This window comes from Sulfitobacter sp. THAF37, from assembly GCF_009363555.1.
Classification (GTDB): Bacteria; Pseudomonadota; Alphaproteobacteria; order Rhodobacterales; family Rhodobacteraceae; genus Sulfitobacter.
In genome coordinates, this window is the sequence record NZ_CP045372.1 from 3,236,530 (window position 1) to 3,259,481 (window position 22,952).

Annotated in this window: 22 protein-coding genes; 14 read left to right on the forward strand and 8 right to left on the reverse strand. The window is 64.4% G+C overall.

All coding sequences use genetic code 11. From position 1 onward, the window contains the following. Nucleotides 1-3: 3 nt before the first annotated feature. From FIU94_RS15835 to FIU94_RS15845, 3 genes are all read right to left on the reverse strand, one after another. Entirely contained in the window at nucleotides 4-429 is a 426-nt protein-coding gene (locus FIU94_RS15835; RefSeq protein WP_152466694.1) for a heme-binding protein, read from the reverse strand. 80 nt (nucleotides 430-509) lie between these two features. Next, a complete protein-coding gene (locus tag FIU94_RS15840) occupies nucleotides 510-2,732 on the reverse strand; it encodes a malate synthase G (RefSeq protein ID WP_152466695.1) in 2,223 nt (740 codons plus the stop codon). A 170-nt stretch (nucleotides 2,733-2,902) separates the two neighbouring features. Further along, on the reverse strand, nucleotides 2,903-3,142 hold the full coding sequence (locus FIU94_RS15845) for a hypothetical protein (protein WP_152466696.1): 240 nt from the start codon (nucleotides 3,140-3,142) through the stop codon (nucleotides 2,903-2,905). Nucleotides 3,143-3,241: 99 nt separating this feature from the next. Here FIU94_RS15845 and pepN point away from each other — a divergent pair, with 99 nt between their 5' ends. Genes pepN through FIU94_RS15860 form a run of 3 tightly spaced genes read left to right on the forward strand, consistent with a single transcriptional unit; the run spans nucleotide 3,242 to nucleotide 6,994 of the window. Continuing rightward, nucleotides 3,242-5,797: an aminopeptidase N gene (gene pepN / locus FIU94_RS15850; RefSeq protein WP_152466697.1), complete on the forward strand. Its 2,556-nt coding sequence runs from the start codon at nucleotides 3,242-3,244 to the stop codon at nucleotides 5,795-5,797. Then, on the forward strand, nucleotides 5,794-6,537 hold the full coding sequence (locus FIU94_RS15855; protein WP_152466698.1) for an SDR family oxidoreductase: 744 nt from the start codon (nucleotides 5,794-5,796) through the stop codon (nucleotides 6,535-6,537). The genes pepN and FIU94_RS15855 overlap by 4 nt, the downstream gene beginning before the upstream one ends. Nucleotides 6,538-6,544: 7 nt before the next feature. Then, nucleotides 6,545-6,994 (forward strand): hypothetical protein, encoded by a 450-nt coding sequence (locus FIU94_RS15860; RefSeq protein WP_254702559.1) that lies wholly within the window; start codon nucleotides 6,545-6,547, stop codon nucleotides 6,992-6,994. Nucleotides 6,995-7,000: 6 nt separating this feature from the next. On the opposite strand, the gene FIU94_RS15865 is transcribed toward FIU94_RS15860, so the two are convergent. Next, a complete protein-coding gene (locus tag FIU94_RS15865) occupies nucleotides 7,001-7,777 on the reverse strand; it encodes a transglycosylase SLT domain-containing protein (RefSeq protein ID WP_254702560.1) in 777 nt (258 codons plus the stop codon). A gap of 304 nt (nucleotides 7,778-8,081) precedes the next feature. Between FIU94_RS15865 and FIU94_RS15870 the strand changes: the two genes are divergently transcribed. The 4 genes from FIU94_RS15870 to FIU94_RS15885 all read left to right on the forward strand — a co-directional run bounded on the left by FIU94_RS15870 (nucleotide 8,082) and on the right by FIU94_RS15885 (nucleotide 12,147). Then, entirely contained in the window at nucleotides 8,082-9,368 is a 1,287-nt protein-coding gene (locus tag FIU94_RS15870; protein ID WP_254702561.1) for a hypothetical protein, read from the forward strand. 84 nt (nucleotides 9,369-9,452) lie between these two features. After that, nucleotides 9,453-10,982: an Asp-tRNA(Asn)/Glu-tRNA(Gln) amidotransferase subunit GatB gene (gene gatB, locus FIU94_RS15875; RefSeq protein ID WP_152466699.1), complete on the forward strand. Its 1,530-nt coding sequence runs from the start codon at nucleotides 9,453-9,455 to the stop codon at nucleotides 10,980-10,982. Nucleotides 10,983-11,070: 88 nt separating this feature from the next. After that, nucleotides 11,071-11,553: a thioesterase family protein gene (locus FIU94_RS15880; RefSeq protein WP_254702562.1), complete on the forward strand. Its 483-nt coding sequence runs from the start codon at nucleotides 11,071-11,073 to the stop codon at nucleotides 11,551-11,553. A gap of 102 nt (nucleotides 11,554-11,655) precedes the next feature. Then, nucleotides 11,656-12,147, forward strand: coding sequence for a DUF4177 domain-containing protein (locus FIU94_RS15885; protein WP_152466700.1), 492 nt, complete (start codon nucleotides 11,656-11,658; stop codon nucleotides 12,145-12,147). 9 nt (nucleotides 12,148-12,156) lie between these two features. On the opposite strand, the gene FIU94_RS15890 is transcribed toward FIU94_RS15885, so the two are convergent. After that, entirely contained in the window at nucleotides 12,157-12,414 is a 258-nt protein-coding gene (locus FIU94_RS15890; protein ID WP_152466701.1) for a BolA family transcriptional regulator, read from the reverse strand. A gap of 86 nt (nucleotides 12,415-12,500) precedes the next feature. On the opposite strand from FIU94_RS15890, the gene FIU94_RS15895 reads away from it, so the two are divergent. Then, complete coding sequence (locus FIU94_RS15895; RefSeq protein ID WP_152466702.1) at nucleotides 12,501-13,127, forward strand: J domain-containing protein; 627 nt, start codon at nucleotides 12,501-12,503, stop codon at nucleotides 13,125-13,127. Between the two features lie 8 nt (nucleotides 13,128-13,135). On the opposite strand, the gene FIU94_RS15900 is transcribed toward FIU94_RS15895, so the two are convergent. After that, nucleotides 13,136-13,576, reverse strand: a complete 441-nt coding sequence (locus tag FIU94_RS15900; RefSeq protein ID WP_152466703.1) for a hypothetical protein — start codon at nucleotides 13,574-13,576, stop codon at nucleotides 13,136-13,138. Between the two features lie 155 nt (nucleotides 13,577-13,731). On the opposite strand from FIU94_RS15900, the gene FIU94_RS15905 reads away from it, so the two are divergent. Next, nucleotides 13,732-15,399 carry a hypothetical protein gene (locus FIU94_RS15905; protein WP_152466704.1) on the forward strand — a complete coding sequence of 556 codons (1,668 nt, stop codon included), beginning with the start codon at nucleotides 13,732-13,734 and terminating at the stop codon, nucleotides 15,397-15,399. 117 nt (nucleotides 15,400-15,516) lie between these two features. After that, nucleotides 15,517-16,503, forward strand: coding sequence for a cobaltochelatase subunit CobS (gene cobS, locus FIU94_RS15910; protein ID WP_152466705.1), 987 nt, complete (start codon nucleotides 15,517-15,519; stop codon nucleotides 16,501-16,503). 115 nt (nucleotides 16,504-16,618) lie between these two features. On the opposite strand, the gene FIU94_RS15915 is transcribed toward cobS, so the two are convergent. Further along, a complete protein-coding gene (locus tag FIU94_RS15915; protein WP_152466706.1) occupies nucleotides 16,619-16,909 on the reverse strand; it encodes a hypothetical protein in 291 nt (96 codons plus the stop codon). A gap of 268 nt (nucleotides 16,910-17,177) precedes the next feature. Then, a complete protein-coding gene (locus tag FIU94_RS15920; RefSeq protein ID WP_172975925.1) occupies nucleotides 17,178-17,999 on the reverse strand; it encodes a PRC-barrel domain-containing protein in 822 nt (273 codons plus the stop codon). Between the two features lie 383 nt (nucleotides 18,000-18,382). On the opposite strand from FIU94_RS15920, the gene FIU94_RS15925 reads away from it, so the two are divergent. From FIU94_RS15925 to FIU94_RS15940, 4 genes are all read left to right on the forward strand, one after another. Then, nucleotides 18,383-18,772 (forward strand): hypothetical protein, encoded by a 390-nt coding sequence (locus FIU94_RS15925; protein ID WP_152466708.1) that lies wholly within the window; start codon nucleotides 18,383-18,385, stop codon nucleotides 18,770-18,772. 78 nt (nucleotides 18,773-18,850) lie between these two features. Continuing rightward, the gene (gene cobT, locus FIU94_RS15930; RefSeq protein ID WP_152466709.1) at nucleotides 18,851-20,725 is read left to right on the forward strand and encodes a cobaltochelatase subunit CobT; all 1,875 of its coding nucleotides are present in this window, start codon (nucleotides 18,851-18,853) and stop codon (nucleotides 20,723-20,725) included. A 43-nt stretch (nucleotides 20,726-20,768) separates the two neighbouring features. Then, a complete protein-coding gene (locus tag FIU94_RS15935) occupies nucleotides 20,769-22,559 on the forward strand; it encodes an aminopeptidase P family protein (RefSeq protein WP_152466710.1) in 1,791 nt (596 codons plus the stop codon). A 22-nt stretch (nucleotides 22,560-22,581) separates the two neighbouring features. Continuing rightward, on the forward strand, nucleotides 22,582-22,926 hold the full coding sequence (locus FIU94_RS15940) for a DUF427 domain-containing protein (protein WP_152466711.1): 345 nt from the start codon (nucleotides 22,582-22,584) through the stop codon (nucleotides 22,924-22,926). The last annotated feature ends 26 nt before the right edge of the window (nucleotides 22,927-22,952 follow it).

Sequence of the window (22,952 nt, forward strand, 5' to 3'; positions counted from 1 at the left end):
CCGTCAGATTTCCCCCTGCAACCCGGCCGCTTCGATCCCCGCCACGGCGCATTCCGCATCTTTTTCAGACGTATCGCCCGTCACCCCGACGGCGCCGACCACGGCGCCCTTGCGGTCGCGCAGCAGCACGCCGCCCGGCACCGGGACCACCTGGCCACCGTAGACCCCGTTGACCGCCGCCATGAAATAGGCCTGATCCTCGGCCCGCTTCATCTGGGCCGTGCCCGCCATGCCCAGCATCACCGCGCCATAGGCCTTGCCGTGTGCGATTGCAAAGCGCCCCGGCGCAGCGCCATCTTCACGCTCGAACGCCTGCACGTGGCCGCCTGCGTCCAGCACCACCACCGACAGAGGTTTCAGGTCCATCTCGCGGCCTTTCTCCAAGGCCTTGCGGATGATCGTGCGGGCTTTTCTCAATGATACGGCCATCAGGCCCTCCTCTTTCTTATCTGGGGTCGTTGCCCCCGGTATCTGGGGCCAGCGCGCCCCATGCGTCTCTTCGCCCGCGCTCAGTTGGCGGCCTTCAGCTCCAGCCGACGCGCGTGCAACACCGGCTCGGTATAGCCGGAGGGCTGCGCACGCCCTTTCAGCACCAGATCGCAGGCTGCCTGAAACGCGATGCCGTCGTAGCCGGGCGCCATCGGGCGATAGGCCGGGTCATCGGCATTCTGCCGGTCCACAATCTCGGCCATCTTTCTCAGCCCCGCGATCACCTGTTCTTCACTGATCACACCGTGATGCAGCCAGTTGGCAAGCGCCTGGGCCGAGATCCGGCAGGTCGCGCGGTCCTCCATCAGGCCCACATCGTTGATGTCAGGCACCTTGGAGCAGCCGACCCCCTGGTCCACCCAGCGCACCACGTAGCCCAGGATGCCCTGCGCGTTGTTCTCGATTTCGCGGGTGATCTCGTCCTCGCTCAGGTTGCGCCCGTCCATCACGGGAATGCGCAGCAGGTCGGCCAATGTGCCGCGCGCCCCGCCCGAGGCGATTTCGGTCTGCCGCGCCATCACATCGACCTCGTGATAGTGCATCGCGTGCAGCGTCGCCGCCGTAGGTGACGGCACCCATGCGCAGGTCGCCCCGGCCTTGGGGTGGCCGATCTTGGTGTCGATCATGTCGGCCATCCGGTCCGGCATGGCCCACATCCCCTTGCCGATCTGGGCCCGCCCCTGCAGGCCGCAGGCCAGCCCGATGTCCACGTTGCGGTCCTCGTAGGCGGCAATCCAGTCGGCATTCTTCATCTCGCCCTTGGGTACCATCGGCCCTGCTTCCATGCTGGTGTGGATCTCGTCGCCGGTACGGTCCAGGAAGCCTGTGTTGATAAACGCGACCCGGTGCCGCGCCGCGCGGATACATTCCTTGAGGTTGACACTGGTGCGGCGTTCCTCATCCATGATCCCCAGCTTCACGGTATAGCGCGGCAGCCCCAGAACCTGCTCCACCCGGCTGAAGATCTCGTCCGAGAAGCGCACCTCGGCAGGTCCATGCATCTTGGGTTTCACCACATAGACCGATCCGGTCACGGAATTGCGCGGGCCACGGTCCTTTTTCAGATCGTGCAGGGCGATCAGCGTCGTGATCATCGCGTCCATCAGCCCCTCGCCGATTTCCTGCCCCTCGCGGTCCAGTACCGCGGGGTTCGTCATCAGGTGCCCCACATTTCGCACCAGCATCAATGCGCGGCCCTTCAGACGGACGTCCCCCCCGTCGGGGGCGGTGTAGCTGCGATCCGGATGCATCTCGCGGGTGATCGTCTTGCCGTTCTTTTCAAAGGTTTCGGCCAGATCGCCCCGCATCAGGCCCAGCCAGTTGCGGTAGGCGCCGACCTTGTCCTCCGCATCCACCGCCGCGACGCTGTCTTCGCAATCCATGATCGTCGATACCGCGCTTTCCAGCAGGATGTCGGACACATGGGCCGCATCGGTCCGGCCGATGGGATGCTCTGGATCGACCTGAATTTCGATGTGCAAGCCATTGTTTTCGAAAAGAATGGCTTCGGGCGCCTCTGGCTTGCCGCGGTACCCTTTGAACCGGGTCGGGTCGGCCAGCGGGATGCCGTGATGCACGGTCGGGGACCCGCCGGATTCCTCGTGGGTCGTGACCGTGCCGCGGTGATCCTCGTCATTCAGCAGCAGCCCTTCCAGGCCGCTGTCGCCCACACGGTATCCGACAAGCTGTGCGTGGCTGCCCGATTGCAGCGGCACCGCGTCGTCAAGAAAGGCCTTCGCCCGCGCCACCACCCGCGCGCCGCGCGCCGCGTCATATGCCCCGTCGGGAGGCAGATCGCCCAGCGCATCGGTGCCGTAATAGGCGTCATACAGGCTGCCCCAGCGCGCATTGGCGGCATTCAACGCGAAACGGGCATTGGTGATCGGCACCACCAGCTGCGGCCCCGGCACCGAAGCGATCTCGGGGTCCACATTCTGCGTCTCGATGGTGAAATCGGCCCCCTCCGGCACAAGATACCCGATCTCCTCCAGAAAGGCGCGGTAGGCTTCGGCGTCATGCGCCTGACCCCGGCGGGCGATGTGCCAGTCGTCGATCCGGCCTTGCAGGTCCGCGCGGGCGGCAAGCAGGTCGCGGTTGGTGCCGGAAAAATCGTGGATCAGCCCGGAGAATCCCTGCCAGAAATCGTCGGCTGCAACCCCTGTTCCGTCCAGCGCCTCCGTCTCGATGAAAGAGACCAGCGTCGCATCCACCTGAAGGTCGTGCTTGTTGATTCTGTCTGCCATTCTCTCGCCCCCTCGATCAGATTTCATAAGGGTTTACGCCGGTTGGTCCGGCCCGACAAGCCGTCAGCCGGATCGCCTGACGGGGGTGCAGCCGCGAAGGCCGCAAACGAAAAAGCGGCTCCGCACGCGCGAAAGCCGCTTTCGATGATCTGTAAATTGCCGAAGCGGTATCAGTTAGACTCGTTGGTCCCCGGCTCGACCGGGTCGACAGCGACACCGCTGCCCTCGGTACTGCTGGCATCGTCGTTGACACCCACAGGCATGTCCGCGTCGTCGCCGCCGCGGATCACCGCGAGGAAGATGACGATCAGGACCATGAGCACGCCGAACAGCATCGCCCCCTTTATCCCAAGCAGAGCTGGCTTGTGACGTTCCTCTTGCTTGTCGACATTGGTGTCAGGCGGCGACATTCAGATCTCCTTGCTTGGTTCAATTCGACCCGTTGCAGGCCGCGTTTCATGGACCTAACGTGCGGGGCAGACATCGGTTCCGAACAAAGAGGTGCATTCATGCGCGACGCGGCCCCCGAAACGATCTACCTGTCCGACTACACGCCCTTCGGGTTCGTCGTGGACAGCGTGGCGCTTGAATTCGAACTCGATCCGGGCCACACCCGCGTCAAAAGCCGGATTGCCTTTCGCCCCAACCCCGAAGCGACGTCCCGGCGGTTCTTCCTGAACGGCGAAAACCTCAAGCTGATTTCGGCCCGCATCGACGGCCAGGATGTGTCCTGCACGATCAGCGATGAAGGGCTGACCTGCGACGTCCCCGATGCCCCCTTTGTCTGGGAGGCCGAAGTGGAGATCGCACCGGCTGAAAACACCGCTCTTGAAGGGTTGTACATGTCCAATGGCATGTATTGCACACAATGCGAGGCCGAAGGCTTTCGCAAAATCACCTATTACCCCGACCGCCCCGACGTGATGAGCGAATTCACCGTCACCATCCAAGGGCCTCACCCCGTCCTGCTGAGCAACGGCAACCCCGTCGAGACGTCCGAGCACCGCGCGGTCTGGCATGACCCCTGGCCCAAGCCCGCCTATCTGTTCGCCCTGGTCGCGGGCGACCTCGTGGCGCATTCCGACCGTTTCACCACGATGGAGGGCCGCGACGTCGCGCTGAACCTCTATGTCCGCCCCGGTGACGAGGGGAAATGCGCCTTCGGGATGGAGGCGCTGAAGGCCTCGATGAAATGGGACGAGGATGTCTATGGCCGCGCCTACGACCTCGATCTGTTCAACATCGTCGCGGTGGACGATTTCAACATGGGCGCGATGGAGAACAAGGGGCTGAACATCTTCAACTCCTCCGCCGTGCTGGCCAGCCCCGAAACCTCCACCGACATGAACTTCGAGCGGATCGAGGCGATCATCGCGCATGAATATTTCCACAACTGGACCGGCAACCGGATCACCTGCCGCGACTGGTTCCAACTGTGCCTGAAGGAAGGGCTGACTGTTTTCCGCGACAGCCAGTTCACCTCCGACATGCGTTCGGCCCCGGTCAAGCGGATCGGCGATGTGATCGACCTGCGCGCCCGCCAGTTCCCCGAGGATCAGGGCCCCCTGGCCCACCCCGTGCGGCCCGAGAGCTTTCAGGAGATCAACAACTTCTACACCGCCACCGTCTACGAAAAGGGCGCCGAGGTCATCCGCATGCTCAAGACGCTGGTGGGCGATGACGCCTATGCGCGCGCGCTCGATCTCTACTTTGACCGGCACGACGGTCAGGCCTGTACCATCGAGGACTGGCTGAAGGTGTTCGAAGACACGACGGGCCGGAACCTTGCGCAGTTCAAACGCTGGTATGCGCAGGCCGGCACCCCGCGTCTCAAGGTCACTGAGACCTGGGAGGACGGGACCCTGACCCTGACCTTCCGACAGGACACCAAGCCCAGCGCCGCCTCGCCCGACCCGAAACCGCAGGTCATTCCCATCGCGACCGGGCTGATCGGCCCGGATGGCGCCGAAGTGGCCGAGACCCGCATCCTTGAGATGTCGGAGGCGACCCAGAGCTTCAGCTTCGAAGGGTTGGAGGCGCGCCCGGTACCGTCCATCCTGCGCGGCTTTTCCGCGCCCGTGATGCTGGAGCATGACCTCAGCGACGCGGACCGCGCGCATCTGCTGAGCCACGACACCGACCCTTTCAACCGGTGGGAAGCCGCGCGGACGCTGGCACGCAGGTCGCTGCTGCCGATGATCCAGAACGGGTCAGAGGCCGACCCCGCCTTTCTGTCGTCGATCCGCGCGGTCGTCGGCGACGAAACGCTCGACCCGGCCTACCGGGCGCTGATCCTGGGACTGCCGACGCAATCCGAACTGGCGGCGCTGATCCATGCCGAGGGCGGGACGCCGGTGCCCGAGAACATCCATGCGGGTGTCGAGGCCATGCGTGATGCCCTGGCAGAGACCTTTGGCGAGGCCGCGGCCCGCATTCGGGAGGCCAACCTTGTCACCGCCCCCTACGATCCCGGCGCGGAACAGGCGGGCCAGCGCAGCCTTGCCAACGCCATGCTCTCTCTGATCACCCGGCGCGATGGCGGCGCGGCGGCCCAGGCACAGTTCGACAGTGCGGACAACATGACCAACCAGCTTGCGGCGCTGGCGGCGCTGCTGCATGTCGGCAAGGGAGACAGCGCGCTGGCCGACTTCGAGGTGCAATGGAAGCACGACCGGCTGGTGATGGACAAATGGTTCGGCCTGCAGGTCACGCAGGCACGGCCAGAGGATGCCGCGTCTGTCGCCGAGGCGCTGACCGGTCATCCCGATTTCACCTGGCAGACCCCGAACCGCTTTCGCGCGGTCTTCGGCTCTCTGGCGATGCACCACGCGGGGTTCCATCACGCATCGGGCAAAGGTTACCGGCTGCTGGCCGACTGGCTGATCCGGCTGGACCCGAAGAACCCGCAGACCACGGCGCGCATGTGCTCGGCCTTTCAGACGTGGAAACGCTATGACGCCGACCGGCAGGCGCTGATCGCGGCCGAGGTGGACCGCATCCTGTCCACACCGAACCTCAGCCGCGACACCACAGAGATGCTGACGCGCATCAGGGGGGCCTCTTGACCCGGCCGGTCTGCCTGATCACCGGAGCCTCCACCGGGATCGGCGCGGCCTGCGCACGGCTGGCGGCAACGCGGGGCTACGACCTGGTGCTGAACTACCGGTCCGACCATGACAGCGCCCATCTGGTGGCCAGCGATGTGGAAAAAACCGGTGCGCATGCGCTGCTCTGTCCTGCCGATCTGGCCGACCCGGATGCCATCGAGGACATGTTCACCCAGATTGACGACGAGTTCGGCCAGCTTGACGCGCTGATCAACAACGCAGGCATCGTCGACCACGCCGCCCCCGTGTCCGCACTGACCCATGACCGCCTGCGGCGGATGTTCGACATCAACGTGATCGGCACGATCCTGGTCGCGGGCGCTGCCGTCAGGCGGATGCAGGCACAGGGCGACGGCGGGGCCATCGTCAATATCTCTTCCGCGGCGGCCCGGCTGGGGTCGGCCAATGAATACGTGGATTACGCCGCTTCCAAGGCCGCCATCGACACCTTTACCAAGGGATTGTCGGATGAGGTCGCCGCCGACGGCATCCGCGTCATGTCGCTGCGCCCCGGCCTGATCGAGACCGGCATCCACGCCAAGGGCGGCAGCCCGGACCGCGCCACGCGCCTCGCGGGCAATGTGCCCATGCGCCGCGCGGGCACGGCAGAGGAAGTGGCACAGGCCGCCCTGTGGCTGCTGTCGGACGACGCGAGCTATGTCACCGGTTCGACCCTCGATGTGTCGGGCGGCAGATAGGCCCCCCTTGTCCGAAACCATAACCGACCCCGTCTTCAGCTACCGCCGTGCCGGTCGCAGCCTTCGGGGCATGGCGATCCTGATCGCGGTCTGGGCGGCACTGCTGTATCTGCTGATCGTCCTGGACGCGGCTCCGATGATCGTGGCCATCCTCGCCGTCTTCACCCTGCCCGCCCTGTGGGATCTGGTCCGCAATCCGCTGGCGGGCATCGACCTGAGTGCAACGCATCTGCGCTGGTTCACCGGGCCGCGCGACGCTGTGATTGCCCTGTCCGAAATCGACCACATCCGGCTGGACACACGGCTCGACCTTTCCGTGCGCGCCAGTATCGTCCTGCCAAGCGGCCGCAGGATCAGGATGCCCTTTGAAGCAACCCCGCCCCATCAGGCATTCGAAGACGCGCTCACCGCTCAGGGTGTCACCGTGAAACGGTTCCATTTCCAACTGTTGCAATAGCCCCGGTCAGGGGCGTGCGCGGGGCCGTGTCACGCTGATCGGTTTGCAGTAAGACTGCTGTCGCAGCCAGCCCGCCATCTCTCGACGTTTCGAGGCGGATCGCATCGGCCCCCAGTCGGCGCCGACACCCCGGTTGCCGCGCGGCCCCGATATGACCCCGTCCCGCGGCACGGTATGCGCCATGATGCGCACGGCGCAGCTGAGGTTCGCGGGCCCGCTCTTTAGAGACGCGCCATCGCCCACGTTGCAGTTATAGCCTCGGGCGGTGCCCGGCAGGATCTGCAACAGCCCGTACCAGCGGCCGCCGCCGCCCACCGCCCAGGGCTTGTAGGTGCTTTCATGCTTGGCCAGCGCCGACAGGAAGCCCACCCAGAAGGCCCGCCGCCGCCTTTCGTCCGCCTGAGGATAGGCCGGGCACCAGGTGTCGATATCGCCTGGCACCATGTCCACCAGCGCCTTGCCATGCGACTTGAGCGCAGCCAGCGCCGTGCGGGTCCACAGGGCGTTGCCGACCATGTGCTGCCAACGGGTGCGCGGCAGATTGGGCGACCGCGCGACAGGCCGCAGGACCGGCTCCACCGGCAGGACCAACACGGTTTCCTCCGGCGCGTCGGGCCGCAGGGCGGCGGCCCCCGGCAACGTCAGCGGCAGCGCCTCGGCCCGCGCGGGCAGGTTTGGCACCGGCGTCGCGGCCAAGGGTTCGGCGCGATCGGGATCAACCTTAGGTCGTTCCACCAGATCTGACATGGACTGGGGCCGCAGCGGCGCATGCCCATCAGCCATAACAGCGTCAGACATCATAAGGAGCGCAAAGGTCAGGCCGGCAAATTTCATGACGGGCAGTATGTGCGCGGCAATTCGGACTGGCAAGTATCAGCCCATTTTGCGGCAAAGCACCGCAACAATCGCCGCCTTCTGCCGACCTTCGGCGCCGGGACCGGAACAATCATTAATCATTCTGTCATTCCTGCGGAGAATACACGCTTAAGGAGAGAATATTCCCCGAGAACTTCGCACCCCAGCCATGTTTCAGCCCGATTGCCGCAGCAGGTTACGAGGAACTGCCAACACCTCCGGACATCCCGACATGAAAACGCTTCTCAGCACCCTGACCGACCGCATTCGACCCCTGGGGTTCAAGCGCCCCCCACAGCCGGAACCGGTCCTGCCGCTGAAGACGCCCCTGCTGCGCCGTCGGCCACGCGCCAGCGCGGAAGCCCCGGAGGCCATGCTCAGCATCGCCTGCCCCGACCCGACCGCAGAAGACAAGCTGCGTGATCATCACCTGCAACGTGGCCAGCGCATGGTCCGCCAGGAAGACTGGGAGACGCTGTCGGACAAGATCCGTCTGGCGGACAGGAACCGCGACCTGACCCCCGGCTTCATGCCCGTGGCGGAACTTCTGGCCTATGGTGCCCGGTCGGATGTGATCATGGCGGCGGAACACGCACTGATTGACGGGAAACCGGCCAAGGATGCGCCCCTGCTGGCGGGGATCGACGCGCTGGAGCATGTGCTGGCAGAACGCGCCGAGGATCCCGTGATCGGTGCCATCGTCGCGCAGGCCCACATGGACATCGGCTGGGCCTGGCGTGGCACAGGCTGGGACGCCGAAATCCCCGAACGCAACCGTGCGGCCTTTTCCGCGCATTTCGACCGCGCCCGCGACATCATCGACGACTATAAGGACGTCCACCACGAGTCCCCCCTTATCGCCGGGACCATCTGCGCCCTTCTGGCGAATGCCACCCCCGGGGAACATCAGATCGCGGACCGATACGAGACGCTGATCGACCTCAACCCGGCCAATCCCCGATCCATGCGCGCCCTTGGCAACCATCTGCTTCCGCGGTGGTTCGGCAGCTACCGCGAGCTGGAGCTGGAGGCGCGACGCACCGCCGCCCGGACTGAAGACACATGGGGCGCAGGCAGCTACACCTGGGTCCAGTTCGATGCCATCGCCTGCGACGATCAGGCCTGCGCCAATCTCGACGTGGATTTCTTTATCGAAGGGATGCACGACATTCTCGACCGTCGCCCCAACGCCTACGCCGCCAACCTCTTCGCCGCCTATTGCGCGAATTCGGTCGGACAGGCGTTTTCCGGCAACGATCAGGCCGATCAGAACCGCATGCAGATCGCGGAGTGCGCCTACGACATCGTGCGCGACCATCTGACCGAACTGCACCCGATGATCTGGGCCCATGCGGCGCAGGGCTTTGACAACAACCTGCGGGTCCGTTCGCCCGCCCGCTTTGCCGCGTCGGGCCGGGAGGACGCGATGCGCATCATCACCTCGCTGTTCAGCCGCGAGATTGCCGCGGGCCACCGCATCGTCTTTACCGATACCGGACCACAGGCCATTCCCGCCTGACCCGTCAGGTCAGCAGGGCCTTGCGACCTATCCCGCGCTATCTTATGACCCGGATAGACCGATGATCCCTGACCAAGGTGCGCCATGCTTGACCTGACCTACGACACGCCGAAACCCAAACGCATCGCGGGGGCCAAGGATGACTGGGAACTGGTGATCGGGATGGAGGTGCACGCCCAGGTCTCGTCCAACGCCAAGCTGTTCTCGGGCGCCTCCACCCTCTTCGGGGCGGAACCCAATTCCAACGTCGCCTTCGTGGACGCCGCCATGCCCGGCATGCTGCCCGTGATCAACGAATACTGCGTCGAACAGGCGGTCCGCACAGGTCTGGGCCTGAAGGCGCAGATCAACCTGAAATCTGCCTTCGATCGGAAGAACTATTTCTACCCCGACCAGCCGGCGGGCTACCAGATCAGCCAGCTTTACGAACCCATCGTGGGCGAAGGCGAGGTGCTGGTGGAAATGGGGGCGGGGGTCGCGGGGGAAGAACCTACCGCGCGGCTGGTCCGCGTCGAACGCATCCACATGGAACAGGACGCGGGCAAATCCATTCACGACATGGACCCCGACAGTTCCTTTGTCGACCTCAACCGCGCCGGTGTCTGCCTGATGGAGATCGTGTCCCGCCCCGACATCCGCGGCCCGGAAGAGGCCGCCGCCTACATCCTGAAACTGCGTCAGATCATGCGCTATCTCGGCACCTGCGACGGCGACATGCAAAACGGCAATCTGCGCGCCGACGTCAACGTGTCGGTCTGCCGTCCGGGCGATTACGAACGCTACCGCGAGACCGGCGATTTTGCCCATCTCGGCACGCGTTGCGAGATCAAGAACATGAACTCCACCCGCTTCATCCAGCAGGCGATCGAAGTCGAGGCGCGGCGCCAGATCGCCATCCTCGAAGCGGGCGGCACGGTGGATCAGGAAACCCGCGGCTTCGACCCGGTCAAGGGCGAAACCCGCACCCAGCGGTCCAAGGAGGAAGCGCATGACTACCGCTACTTCCCCGATCCCGACCTGCTGCCGCTGGAAATCGAACAGGGCTGGGTCGATGACATCGCCGCCCGGCTGCCCGAACTGCCGGACGCCAAGAAGGCACGCTTTATCGCCGACTTCGGGCTCAGCGACTATGATGCCTCGGTGCTGACCGCCGATCTCGATTCCGCCGCGTATTTCGAGGCGACGGCCAAGGGCCGCGACGGCAAGATGGCCGCGAACTGGGTCATCAACGAACTCTTTGGCAGGCTCAAGAAGGACGACCGCGACATCACCGACAGCCCCGTCACCCCCGCACAGCTGGGCGGCATTGTCGATCTGATCGCATCCGAAGCGATCAGCGGCAAGATCGGCAAGGACGTGTTCGAGATCTGCTACACCACAGGTCGCGACCCCGCCGAGATCGTCGAGACCGAAGGCATGAAGCAAGTCACCGATACCGGTGCCATCGAGGCGGCTGTGGATGACATCATCGCCGCCAATCCCGACCAGGTCGCCAAGGCGCAGCAGAACCCCAAGCTGGCGGGCTGGTTCGTGGGTCAGGTGATGAAAGCCATGGGCGGCAAGGCCAACCCCAAGGCGGTCAACCAGATTGTGGCGGCCAAGCTCGGCGGATGAACCTGCGCCTGGCCGCCGCAGTCAGCGCGAGGCCGGGCATGCGCAGGACGCCCATTCGCCGCGCCCTTTTGCAATTGGAGCGACAGCTTTGACAAAGACGACCCAAGCCCCCTTCCGGTCCAGCATCCAGACCGTCAAGCCCGAGTGGATCGACTTCAACGGCCACCTCAACATGGCCTATTACTCCGTCCTGTTCGACCAGTCGGTGGATGAAGTCTATGAATCCCTGGGCTTTGGTCCGGAGTATCAAAAGACCGGCTGCACCACCTATGTGGCCGAATTCCACATCTGCTATTTGCGTGAATTACATGCGGGCGATCGGGTGAACACCACCTTCCATCTTATTGATTTCGATGAGAAACGCTTTCACTGCTATCAGGAATTGTTTCACGAGGACGGCTGGCTTGCCGCCACGGCAGAGGGGCTGACCCTGCACGTGGACCAATCCGGCCCCCGCGTCGCGCCGATGCCGCCGAAGATTCAGGACGCGCTGGCCGCCTTCAAGGCGACCCAGGGCGATCTGCCCCCCGAAGCCCGCGTGGGCCGCCGCATCGGGTTGAAGCGCGGTTAACGCGGGGTCCGGCACGGCCGGGTCGACGCGAAATCAGGTGCCGTTGTACGCATTATGAGGATGGGCTATGAGACCCTTCCGAACCACCGTCAAAGGATTTCCATGCCACGCTATGAATACAAGGTTGTTCCCGCCCCCTCAAAAGGGCGCAAGGGCAAGGGTGTGAAGGGGGCGGAGGCCCGGTTTTCCTATGGGCTGCAAGAGCTTATGAATGAGCTTGCGGGCGATGGCTGGGAATATCAGCGGGCCGAGACGTTGCCCTCGGTCGAACGCTCCGGCCTGACCTCCACCACCACCGAATGGCGCAACGTGCTGGTTTTCCGCCGCCTGCGTGAGGGCGATGCGGAGGCCTTTGCCCCCGAGTTGCTACCCGCCCCGGATGAGGCTTCCGCGCCGTCAGAGACGCCCGAGGACTTGCCGGAGGCCCCCGCCGAGGACCTGGCCGCACAGACGCCGGCAGACACGACGGACCGGACGGCTCAGTCGATTGATGACGAAGACAACGGTGTCGAAGACACCAGCGACATCAAGACCGTGGGCAATTCCTTGGGCAAGCGGGCAGAGTTCAAAAATCCCCCGCAGCCAACGGATTAGACGTCTTTCTTAAACATCCAGATCAAGCGCCAGCGCGTGGATCCGGCCGATTAGGTCGGGTCCCAGCGCCCTGTGAACGGCCCGGTGCCGCGCAACCCGAGATTGCCCCTTGAAAGCCGATGAGCGGATGCGCACGTTGTAGTGCGTTTCTCCACCCTCGCGAAACCCCGCATGTCCGCGGTGGCTTTCGCTGTCGTCAACCACCTCCAGCTCGCGCGGATCGAAAGCGGTTTCCAAGGCCGATGTGATCTCTTCCGTCTTAGACATTTTTCCCGCCATTTTTCTGTCAAGCCCCTTCAATCTCGCGGGGGAAGGTCTAAACTCATCTCTCCGAGTCGAAAAGGTTTATCGCTATGTCCAAACCAGACCCCTTCGGATTCGACATGTCCGTGTCGTCTTCGAAAAAGAAGAACCCCCGCGGACGGCGCGGCATGTCCGGCGCATCAGAGACATCGACACGGATTTGCGACCACGAGGGATGCGAAGAGCCCGGCAAGTACCGCGCCCCCAAGGCGCCGGATGTGCTGGACGACTACTTCTGGTTCTGCCAGCAGCATGTGCGCGAGTACAACCTCAAGTGGAACTTCTTCGACGGCACGACCGAGGCGGAGCTGAACGCCCAGATGAGCGAGGACAAGGTCTGGGAACGCAAGACCAAGCCGCTGGGCGACCCGGAGGCGCGCGCCTGGGCGCGGCTGGGCATCGAAGACCCGCATCAGGTGCTGGGCAAGAATGCGACCCAGAATCCGGGGCGGACCGGCCAGACCGGTCGCCGCCTGCCCGCGACCGAACGCCGCGCGGTCGAGATTCTGGAGGTCAAGGATACGATGACCAAGCCCGAAATCCGCAAGGCCTACAAGCTGCTGATCAAGGTATTGCACCCGGACATGAACGGCGGCGACCGGTCGCAGGAAGACCAGCTTCAGCAGGTCATGTGGGCCTGGGACCAGATCAAGGGAAGCCGCAGCTTCAAGGATTGATTGCCGCCTTACAAGGTCCGGCGCAACAGGTGCGCCGCGCCCGCCCCCACCGTCCAGATCCCCAGCACGGCAACCTCTTCCGCGATGCTGCCAAGCACGAACAAAGGCCCCACGACCGCCGCCGACAGGGCATCGCGCAACGGGTCGAAGGGGTCCATTTCCGACAGGAACTGGTCGACAGGCAGCAGCATGACCGAAATCATCGCCCCGAAAACCGTTGCCCCGGCAAAGCTCAGGACCGACCGGATCAGCCCGACCCAACCCGGTCGTCCGAACCCCTCCGCCAACGCGAGCCCGCTCAGCAACGCCCCGGCGCTCGCCACCCTCACAAATCCCGCCTCGCCGGAAAATGTCCCTGTCGTTGCCTGAATTGTCAGCGCCACACCCGCACCCGCCGCCCCGATCACCAGCCCGATGGAAAATCGCTGGTCCACTGTCATCTTGTGCATCTGCCTGTCTCCTTATGATGTACGCCCCTTGCTAAGGCAGTCTCGTGCAGGGCACCGCCGTGTGATCGTGCAGGTTTTGCGGAATTCTGGGCCGCATGGCTCTGGGCAATCGCGGCAGGACTTGGCATGCTCCGTCCGATTGCAGGAGCGTCACGATGACCTATCAATACGATCTGGGTGCCTACACCCGCCCGGTGACAGTCGCCTCCGCAGAGGCACAGACCTGGTTCGACCGGGGTTTGAACTGGACCTACGGCTTCAACCACAAGGAAGCGATCGCCTGCTACGTGAAAGCCGCCGACGCCGATCCGGGATGCGCGATGGCGCATTGGGGCCATGCCTATGCCGCCGGGCCGAACTACAACATGCCTTGGGTCCGGTTCGACAGCAAGGGCCGCGCCGAGGCACTGGCCGAAGCCTATGACGCGACACAGGCCGCTCTGGCGGTCATGGACAGCACCAGCCCCGTCGAGGCGGCGCTGATACAGGCCCTGACCGCCCGTTACCCGCAGCGCGACCCGGTGGAGGACATGGCCCCCTGGGACCGCGCCTTTGCCGATGCGATGCGCGCGCTGCACAAGGCCTATCCCACCGATGCGGATGTGGCGACCGTCTTTGTCGATGCGCTGATGAACCTGACGCCCTGGCAGATGTGGGACATCGCGGATGGCGCCGTGGCGCCGGACGCCGAGACGCTGGAGGCGCAGGCGGTGCTGGAAACCCAGATGGCCCTGCCCGGCGGCATGGCCCATCCCGGCATCCTGCATCTCTATGTCCACCTGATGGAAATGTCGCCCTATCCCGAAAAGGCATTGCGCGCCGCCGACGTGCTGCGCACCCTGATGCCCGACGCGGGCCACCTGGTGCATATGCCCACCCATATCGACGTGCTGTGCGGGGATTACGAGAAAGTCGTGCGTTGGAACGAGCGCGCGATCGAGGCCGATCTGAAGTATTACGAAGCCGAAGGCGCGTTCAACATCTACACCGGCTACCGCCAGCACAACTATCACTTCGTGATCAGCGGCGCGCTTTATATGGGGCAATTTGAGCCGGCGATGCGCGCCGTCCGCGGCATGCGTGACACGACCCCGGATGCCCTGCTGCAGATCAAATCGCCACCGATGGCCGACTTCTTTGAAACGATCCTGGGGATGGAGCCGCATGTGCTGATCCGCTTCGGCATGTGGGAGGAGATCCTGAAGCTGGAGTTGCCCGAAGATACGGAAACCTACGTCATGTGCACCGCCTTCATCGAATACGCCAAGGGGCTGGCCTATTCCGCGTTGGGGCATATCGAGGACGCCGATGCACAGCTCGACACCTTTCTGGCGGTCAAGGCGCGGGTGCCGGGCAGCCGCCTGCTTCACAACGTGCGCGGGGTGGACCTGCTCGAAGTGGCGACCGCCATGCTGGAAGGGGAACTGGCCTACCGCAAAGGCGACTATGACGTGGCCTTTGCCCACCTGCGCCGCGCGGTGGCGCTCGACGATGCGCTGCCCTACGACGAGCCCTGGGGCTGGATGCAACCCACCCGCCACGCGCTGGGGGCGCTGCTGTTCGAACAGGGCCAACTGGCAGAAGCAGAACAGGTGTTCCGGCAGGACCTTGGCCTTGTACCCGGCCTGCCGCGTGCCTGCGTGCACCCTGACAATGTCTGGGCCTTGCGCGGGCTATACGACTGCCTGATCGCCCGGGGCGACAGCGACGAGGCGCCGCACGTCAAGCTGCGGCTCGACCTGGCCGAGGCGCGGGCCGACCGCCCGGTGAAAGCCGCCTGCGGCTGCGCGCAGGTTGCCATCGACGCGACCCGCACCAGTTAACCGGGCGCGGGCCGGTACAAACCCGCTGCCCGACCCTTGCGCGTGCTTTCGATATGTTGCACCAGAGGCGGGCCGATATTTCCCCGAGCGGGACCAGACCGAAAAGGACGAGGACACATGGCTGACGCCGAGCTGGACATCAACATGAAACCGACAGAAGACATCAGCGTCCGCGACGTTTTCGGCATTGATACGGACATGATGGTCAAGGGCTTTGCCGACCGGACAGACCGCGTACCGGAGTTCGACAGCACCTACAAGTTCGACCCCGACACCACGCTCGCCATCCTCGCCGGGTTCAACCATAACCGCCGCGTGATGATCCAGGGCTATCACGGCACCGGCAAATCCACGCATATCGAACAGGTCGCCGCGCGGCTGAACTGGCCCGCCGTGCGTGTGAACCTCGACAGCCACATCAGCCGGATCGACCTGATCGGCAAGGACGCGATCAAGCTGCGCGACGGCAAGCAGGTGACTGATTTCCAGGAAGGCATCCTGCCCTGGGCGCTGCGCAACCCCACCGCCATCGTCTTCGACGAATATGACGCGGGGCGCGCCGATGTGATGTTCGTGATCCAGCGGGTGCTGGAAGTGGACGGCAAACTGACGCTGCTGGACCAGAACCAGGTGATCGAACCGCACCCCTATTTCCGCATCTTCGCCACCGCGAACACGGTGGGCCTGGGCGATACGACCGGCCTCTACCACGGCACCCAGCAGATCAACCAGGGCCAGATGGACCGCTGGTCGCTGGTGGCCACGCTGAACTACCTCAGCATCGACGCCGAAAGCGCGATCGTCCTGGCCAAGAATCCGCATTACAACAACGCGGAGGGCCGCAAAACCGTGCGCCAGATGGTGACGGTCGCGGACCTCACGCGGACCGCGTTCATGAACGGCGAACTTTCCACCGTCATGTCCCCGCGCACCGTGATCTCCTGGGCGCAGAACGCCGAGATTTTCCGCAACGTGGGCTATGCCTTCCGCCTGTCCTTCCTCAACAAATGCGATGAGCTGGAGCGCCAGACCGTGGCGGAATTCTATCAGCGCCTGTTCGACGAGGAATTGCCGGAAAGCGCCGCGAGCGTCAGCCTGGGCTGATGGTGCGCTGATCGACGGTTCAGGGGCGTCCTGTCTGGGCGCCCCTTTGTTTTTCCCCACTGAAACGAAAATGGCCCCGCCTGTCGGGCGGGGCCATTGCAACAATCGGACCGGATCACTCAGTCAAGAGCTGGGACCCTTCCGTATCCTCGGGATCCGTCTGGATCAGGGACCCCTTGATCTCTTCATCCGTACGCGCATCGTCGTACGCGCCGGGCGTCTCAATCGACCGCGACGTCTGCTCCATCGAGCCGACACTGTTGACTTCGCCGCCGACATTCTCGTCCGGGTCCTCCGCCACGGACTGTGCGGGAGAGCCGCTTTGCGGCTGCGCGGTCAATGCGGCGGGAGAAGCGGCCAACATTGCGGCCAGGGCGATGCGGGTCGCGGTGTTCTTAAAAGTCATACTCATTCCTTTCTGTGGGGCTGTGCATCAGTGCACCTTGCCCCGTCGATTTGCTAAGGAAGTAACAACTTCGTCCCGGTACCGTTCCTTTGCGGATGAAGAATTCCTTTCACTTTATTGTTTTCTCTTGTGAACGCTCGAAACCATTGACACTGCGCAAGGTTGCACAGACGGATGCGACAGATGCCTGCACCTGAACGAAAAGGCCACCGCCGCTGCTGCGACGGTGGCCCAATTCATCGGCAGTGCCGATCAATGGCTGCGTGGATTATTCCACCGGCTGGGTCTGGACCCCACCGTCCACAGGCGCGGTTTCGACCGACCGCTGTGCGGCGGCAAGGTCACGCGCTGTCACGAAGGGTTCGGCAGCTTCCAGATCAACTTTCGTAGCGGAGCTGGTCAGCGTCACGTTGCCGTTTTCGTCCTGCTGGGTGGACAGGCTGTCCATCGACACGGCAACCCATTTCTCGCCAATGCCGAGGAAACCGCCCACGCCGATCACGGCACCTTCGACAGAACCGTCGAGGTTGACGATCAGGTCGTCGATTTCACCGATGTTTTCGCCAGCGGTGGAATAGACGTTGGTGCCGATCAGATCGTCGGCGAGGATTGTGTTCTCGCCCTGCATCCGGATCTGGCCTTCAACTTCCTTTGCCGGCTCTTCGGTCGCGGCTTCAGCCGTCTGGGTGCCATCGGCGCTCATGCCGTCTTCCGCAGGCACAGCGGCTGTGTCCGTATCGTCCGTCGCCATCGGATCAGCGCCAGGTGCTTCGGCGGTGTCCGAGCTCATCGCGTCATCGGCAGGCGCCTCGGCAGTGTCGGACGTCTCGGACGACATCGTGTCATCCGCAGGGGCCTCGGCCGTGTCGCTTGCGGCGTCATCCGCCGGCATCTCGGCGTCGGCGGTATCGGACGCGTCTTCGGACGTGGTTTCATCTGTCGGCGCCTCGGCATTGTCCTGCGTCATCGGCTGCTCGGTCGCCGTGCCGTCGGCCGGTTCAGTGGCAGTCTGAGCCGCCAGAATGGCAGGCGTCGCGGTCAGCGTCGCGATCAGTGCAAGAGTGCTCGCATGTTGCTTCAGATTGGTCATGGTCTTCTCCTCACTTGGTTGGTGACAAGACCGATGAAGCATGATGCGACGCCGATCCCGCCGTTCTGACCAGCAAATCCCCGATGCAACGTTTTGGTTCCCCGGCACGGATTGGGAACCGGCGGAAACTGGCCTATGCCGGATCGGCCAGAGTGCACCCGAAGGAAGAATTCTGATGAAAACATAAAGCCTTAGGTTGACGCCCTCGCGAATTGCGGGAATCCGCCCATCCCGAAAATACCGCCAAACGCGCGCATTCAGAGCGATCGACCGACGGGGGCGCGCATCATCCCTCAGGTGCAGCCACGTACCGCGCCGCGGAGGAAACTAAAAAAGTCGCCCTGCGCCGGTCATTTTCCGGCAAACTGTCATAAACTCGTTACATGAGCTGTTCACGCGTTATCCGAATCGCTGCCGTGGCCTGCCTGTTCTTCGGCGGGGCGGCTGTGGCTCTGCCCGTCTCCCCTTCCGAACGGGCCACGCTTTTCGCCATCTGTGCCGGACGCCTGTCCGCCGTGGAAACCTATTGGGGCCGGCAACCGGCAGGTGCGCGCGACAGCGCCACCTTCGACACGTTGATGGAGGCCGCCCTGCCCGCTGCAATCGAAGACGGGATGCCCCTCTCGGTCGCTCAGAATGCCAAATTCCACGCCTGGCGCAGCCACGCCTTCCTGCGCAACGACGCGGAATTCTCCCCCGATCAGGGGCGGCGTGCCCGTGCGCACGATCGCCTGGCCCGCGAATTGCGAGAATGCAGCGATCTGATACGCTGAAACCCCTGAGGGCCGCTGGTCATTCGACGGCGAACGGCCTAGGTTGCGGGGCAGAACAGACGATTGCAAGAGTGCCCGATGACCAAATCCGATAACCCAGCAGATGCGTTCAAAAAGGCGCTCGCCGAGGCCTCCAAGGTCATGGCGAACGACCCGGACCTGAATGTGAGCTACTCGGTAGATCCCTCCGGCCTGTCCGGTGACGCCATGCGCCTGCCGCAGGTCAGCCGCCGGATGACGCGGGACGAAGTGCTGCTGGCCCGTGGCACGGCGGATGCGCTGGCGCTGAACCGGCGGTATCACAACGGCCAGACCCACGCGCGTTACCAGCCGCAGGGCGAAATGGCGCGCGACCTTTACGAGGCGATGGAAACCGCCCGCTGCGAAGCGATGGGCGCCCGTGACATGCCCGGAACCGCCGGCAACATCGACGTCAAGATCAAGCACGAAGCACTGCGCCGCGGCTACGATCAGGCGAAACAGCCCAGCGATGTGCCGCTGGCCACCGCCGCGGGCTACCTGGTGCGCCATCTCGCCACCGGACGGGCGCTTCCCACAGGGGCTGAGAACGCCATGGAGCTGTGGCGGGGCTTCATCGAAGATCAGGCGGGCGGTGCGCTCGACACATTGGGCGACGTGCTGCACGACCAATCGGCCTTTGCGAAATTCGCGCGCAAGATGATCTCGGACCTTGGCTATGGCGACCAGCTGGGCGATGACCCCGACCAGATGGATGAGGACCAGGAGGACGACGCCGAGGAAGGTGCCGAAGAAGAGCAGGATCCCGACAGCACCGGTCAGGACGACCAGGACGAGGACGAAACCGAAGGCAGCGCCGAACAGTCGCAGGAGGATCAGCAGGATGCCTCCGAAGCGCAGGTCAGCATGGACGACATGGCCGACCAGGAACTGGGCGAAGAGGCCGAGATGCCTGAAGGTGACGCCCCGATGGAGCCGCCCGCGCCGCAGCCCGTCTCCGATGCGGACCCCAACTACCTTGTCTACCTCGACACGCATGACGAGGTGATCGGGGCCGAGGAACTGGCCGAACCGGTGGAACTGGAGCGTCTGCGTGCCTATCTCGACCAGCAGCTTGACCCGCTGAAGGGGGCTGTCAGCCGTCTGGCCAACAAATTGCAACGCCGCCTGCAGGCGCAGCAGAACCGGTCCTGGGAATTCGACCTGGAGGAAGGCACGCTGGACGCGGGCAGGCTCGCCCGTGTGGTCGCCAACCCCACCACGCCGCTGTCCTTCAAGGTCGAGAAGGATACGGAATTCCGCGATACCTGCGTGACGCTGCTGCTGGACAATTCCGGCTCCATGCGGGGGCGGCCCATCTCCATCGCGGCGATCTGTGCCGATGTGCTGGCCCGCACGCTGGAGCGGTGCAACGTCAAGGTGGAGATCCTGGGCTTTACCACCCGCGCCTGGAAGGGCGGCCAGGCTCGCGAAGCCTGGCTGAACGACGGCAGGCCGACCCAGCCGGGGCGTCTGAACGATCTGCGCCACATCATCTACAAATCCGCCGATGCGCCCTGGCGCCGGACCCGGTCGAACCTGGGCCTGATGATGAAGGAAGGCCTGCTGAAGGAGAACATCGACGGCGAGGCGCTGGAATGGGCGCACCGCCGGATGATGGCCCGTCACGAGGCGCGCAAGATCCTGATGGTGATCTCGGACGGGGCGCCGGTGGACGATTCCACCCTGAGCGTGAACCCGGCGAATTATCTGGAAAAGCACCTGCGCGACGTGATCGCCATGGTGGAAAGGCGCAAGGCGGTGGAGCTGCTGGCCATCGGCATCGGCCATGATGTCACACGCTATTACGACCGTGCCGTGACCATCACCGATGTCGACCAGCTGGCAGGGGCAATGACGGAGCAGCTGGCGGCGCTCTTTGACAAGGACCCGAGGGCGCGGGCGCGCGTCATGGGGATGCGCCGCGCCGGTTGAGACCGGGTATTTGTGTATTTTTAAGAACAATGAAGGAGCGGGCATGTTCCAGAGTTTCGAGGTCACCGCGCGGCCGGAACAGGGACCGCCCCGGCTGAGGGCGCTGCGTGCAGAGATGGCCGCCGAGGGGCTGGCCGGATTCATTGTGCCCCGTGCGGATGCCCATCAGGGTGAATACGTGGCCCCGCGTGACGACCGGCTGGCCTGGCTGACCGGATTTACCGGTTCCGCCGGGTTCTGCGCGGTTCTGGAGGAGGTGGCCGGTGTCTTTGTCGACGGGCGCTATCGCACGCAGGTCAAGGCGCAGGTCGCCGCGGATTTCACGCCGGTCGCCTGGCCCGATGTCGGCCTGGGCGACTGGCTGCGCCAGCAGCTGCAAGAGGGCGGTGTGGTGGGCTTTGACCCCTGGCTGCACACGCCGGGACAGATCCACCAGATCGAGGATGCGCTGAAGGGCACCGCGATCGTCCTGCGCCCCTGCGACAATCTTGTGGACCGGATCTGGCCGGATCAACCCGCCCCCCCGCTGGGCCCGGCCAAGGTGCATTCCATCGAATTCGCGGGCGAAAGCCACGACGCCAAGCGCGCGCGTCTGGCGCAAGAGCTGCGCGAGGCGGGTCATCGCGCCGCCGTCATCACCCTGCCCGACAGCCATAACTGGCTGCTGAATATCAGGGGCACCGACATCGCCCACAACCCGGTTGCGCATGGTTTTGCCGTCCTGCACGACAGCGGCGCGGTGGATCTCTTCATGGCGCCGTCGAAGCTGGAGGGCATGGCAGGCCATCTGGGGCCGGACGTGCATGTTCACGCGCCCGATACGCTTCTGACCCATCTGGCGAAGCTGGAAGGGCCCGTGCGGCTGGACCGCCAGTCCGTGCCGCTGGCCGTCGCCGAAGCCGTGGGCGATCGTGCAACCTGGGGCGACGATCCCTGTGCCTTGCCAAAGGCCTGCAAGAACGAGGCGGAGATCGCGGGATCCGCCGCCGCCCATCTGCGCGACGGTGCGGCGCTGTGCGAACTGCTGGCCTGGCTGGACGCGCAACCGGCAGGCAGCGTCACTGAAACACAGGTGGTCACTGAGCTGGAAGCCAGCCGCCGTCGCGACAACGCCCTGCAGGAGATCAGCTTTGATACCATTGCGGGCACCGGGGCGAACGGCGCCATCATGCACTACCGTGTGACCGAAGAGACCGACACGACCCTTGAGGACGGCCACCTGATCGTGCTGGATTCCGGCGGCCAGTACCTGGATGGGACAACGGACATCACCCGCACCATCGCCATCGGCGCCCCGCCCGAAGACGCCTGTGCCGCCTTTACCCGCGTCCTGTCAGGCATGATCGCGATGAGCCGCCTGCGCTGGCCCGCCGGTCTGGCCGGATGTCACATTGAGGCGGTGGGCCGCATGCCCCTGTGGCTGGCGGGACAGGATTTCGACCATGGGCTGGGGCATGGCGTCGGCGCCTATCTCAGCGTGCATGAAGGGCCCCAGCGCCTGAGCCGGATCAGCACCACCCCGTTACGCCCCGGCATGATCCTGAGCAATGAGCCGGGATACTACCGCGAAGGCGCCTTTGGCATCCGTATCGAGAATCTGCTGGTGGTGCGCGAGGCCCCCGCATTGCCCGGCGGCGACGCGCACCGTGCGATGCTGGAGTGGGAAACACTGAGCTTTGCCCCGATAGACCGGCGGCTGATCCGGCCGGACCTGCTGGAGCGCAGTGAAATCGACTGGATCAACGCCTATCATGCGGCGGTCGCGGAAAAAATCGGCCCCCGGGTATCGCCTGCAACAAAACTGTGGTTGGATGCGGCGACCGCGCCCCTTTGAGGAGCGCAACAAGGGGGACAACATGGCAGACCATATCAAGATCACCAAGGCGGAAGGTACCTGGAGCGTGCGTGCCGGTGGCGCCGTGCTGGGCGAGACCGACAATGCGCTGGAACTGGCCGAAGGCGACTACGGCCCGGTCATCTACTTCCCCCGCGAGGACATCGCGATGGCGTTCCTCGACCAGACCGACCGCAGCTCGCACTGCCCGCACAAGGGCGATGCGGTCTATTATTCCGTTGTGACCAAAAGCCGGACATTGGAAAACGCGGCCTGGTCCTACGAAGACCCCAAGGGGGCGGTGGCCAGGATCAAGGATCACCTGGCCTTCTATCCGCTGGACGAGATCACCGTCGAACAGATCTGACCACTGGCAGAACCTGTCGGCGGGAC

Bases quoted from the DNA above. Each gene is read 5' to 3' on its own strand.
- FIU94_RS15835 (WP_152466694.1), bottom strand. From the start codon at position 429: ATGGCCGTATCATTGAGAAAAGCCCGCACGATCATCCGCAAGGCCTTG.
- FIU94_RS15840 (WP_152466695.1), bottom strand. From the start codon at position 2,732: ATGGCAGACAGAATCAACAAGCACGACCTTCAGGTGGATGCGACGCTG.
- FIU94_RS15845 (WP_152466696.1), bottom strand. From the start codon at position 3,142: ATGTCGCCGCCTGACACCAATGTCGACAAGCAAGAGGAACGTCACAAG.
- pepN (WP_152466697.1), top strand. From the start codon at position 3,242: ATGCGCGACGCGGCCCCCGAAACGATCTACCTGTCCGACTACACGCCC.
- FIU94_RS15865 (WP_254702560.1), bottom strand. From the start codon at position 7,777: ATGGCTGATGGGCATGCGCCGCTGCGGCCCCAGTCCATGTCAGATCTG.
- FIU94_RS15870 (WP_254702561.1), top strand. From the start codon at position 8,082: ATGAAAACGCTTCTCAGCACCCTGACCGACCGCATTCGACCCCTGGGG.
- gatB (WP_152466699.1), top strand. From the start codon at position 9,453: ATGCTTGACCTGACCTACGACACGCCGAAACCCAAACGCATCGCGGGG.
- FIU94_RS15885 (WP_152466700.1), top strand. From the start codon at position 11,656: ATGCCACGCTATGAATACAAGGTTGTTCCCGCCCCCTCAAAAGGGCGC.
- FIU94_RS15890 (WP_152466701.1), bottom strand. From the start codon at position 12,414: ATGTCTAAGACGGAAGAGATCACATCGGCCTTGGAAACCGCTTTCGAT.
- FIU94_RS15895 (WP_152466702.1), top strand. From the start codon at position 12,501: ATGTCCAAACCAGACCCCTTCGGATTCGACATGTCCGTGTCGTCTTCG.
- FIU94_RS15900 (WP_152466703.1), bottom strand. From the start codon at position 13,576: ATGCACAAGATGACAGTGGACCAGCGATTTTCCATCGGGCTGGTGATC.
- FIU94_RS15905 (WP_152466704.1), top strand. From the start codon at position 13,732: ATGACCTATCAATACGATCTGGGTGCCTACACCCGCCCGGTGACAGTC.
- cobS (WP_152466705.1), top strand. From the start codon at position 15,517: ATGGCTGACGCCGAGCTGGACATCAACATGAAACCGACAGAAGACATC.
- FIU94_RS15915 (WP_152466706.1), bottom strand. From the start codon at position 16,909: ATGACTTTTAAGAACACCGCGACCCGCATCGCCCTGGCCGCAATGTTG.
- FIU94_RS15920 (WP_172975925.1), bottom strand. From the start codon at position 17,999: ATGACCAATCTGAAGCAACATGCGAGCACTCTTGCACTGATCGCGACG.
- FIU94_RS15925 (WP_152466708.1), top strand. From the start codon at position 18,383: ATGAGCTGTTCACGCGTTATCCGAATCGCTGCCGTGGCCTGCCTGTTC.
- cobT (WP_152466709.1), top strand. From the start codon at position 18,851: ATGACCAAATCCGATAACCCAGCAGATGCGTTCAAAAAGGCGCTCGCC.
- FIU94_RS15935 (WP_152466710.1), top strand. From the start codon at position 20,769: ATGTTCCAGAGTTTCGAGGTCACCGCGCGGCCGGAACAGGGACCGCCC.
- FIU94_RS15940 (WP_152466711.1), top strand. From the start codon at position 22,582: ATGGCAGACCATATCAAGATCACCAAGGCGGAAGGTACCTGGAGCGTG.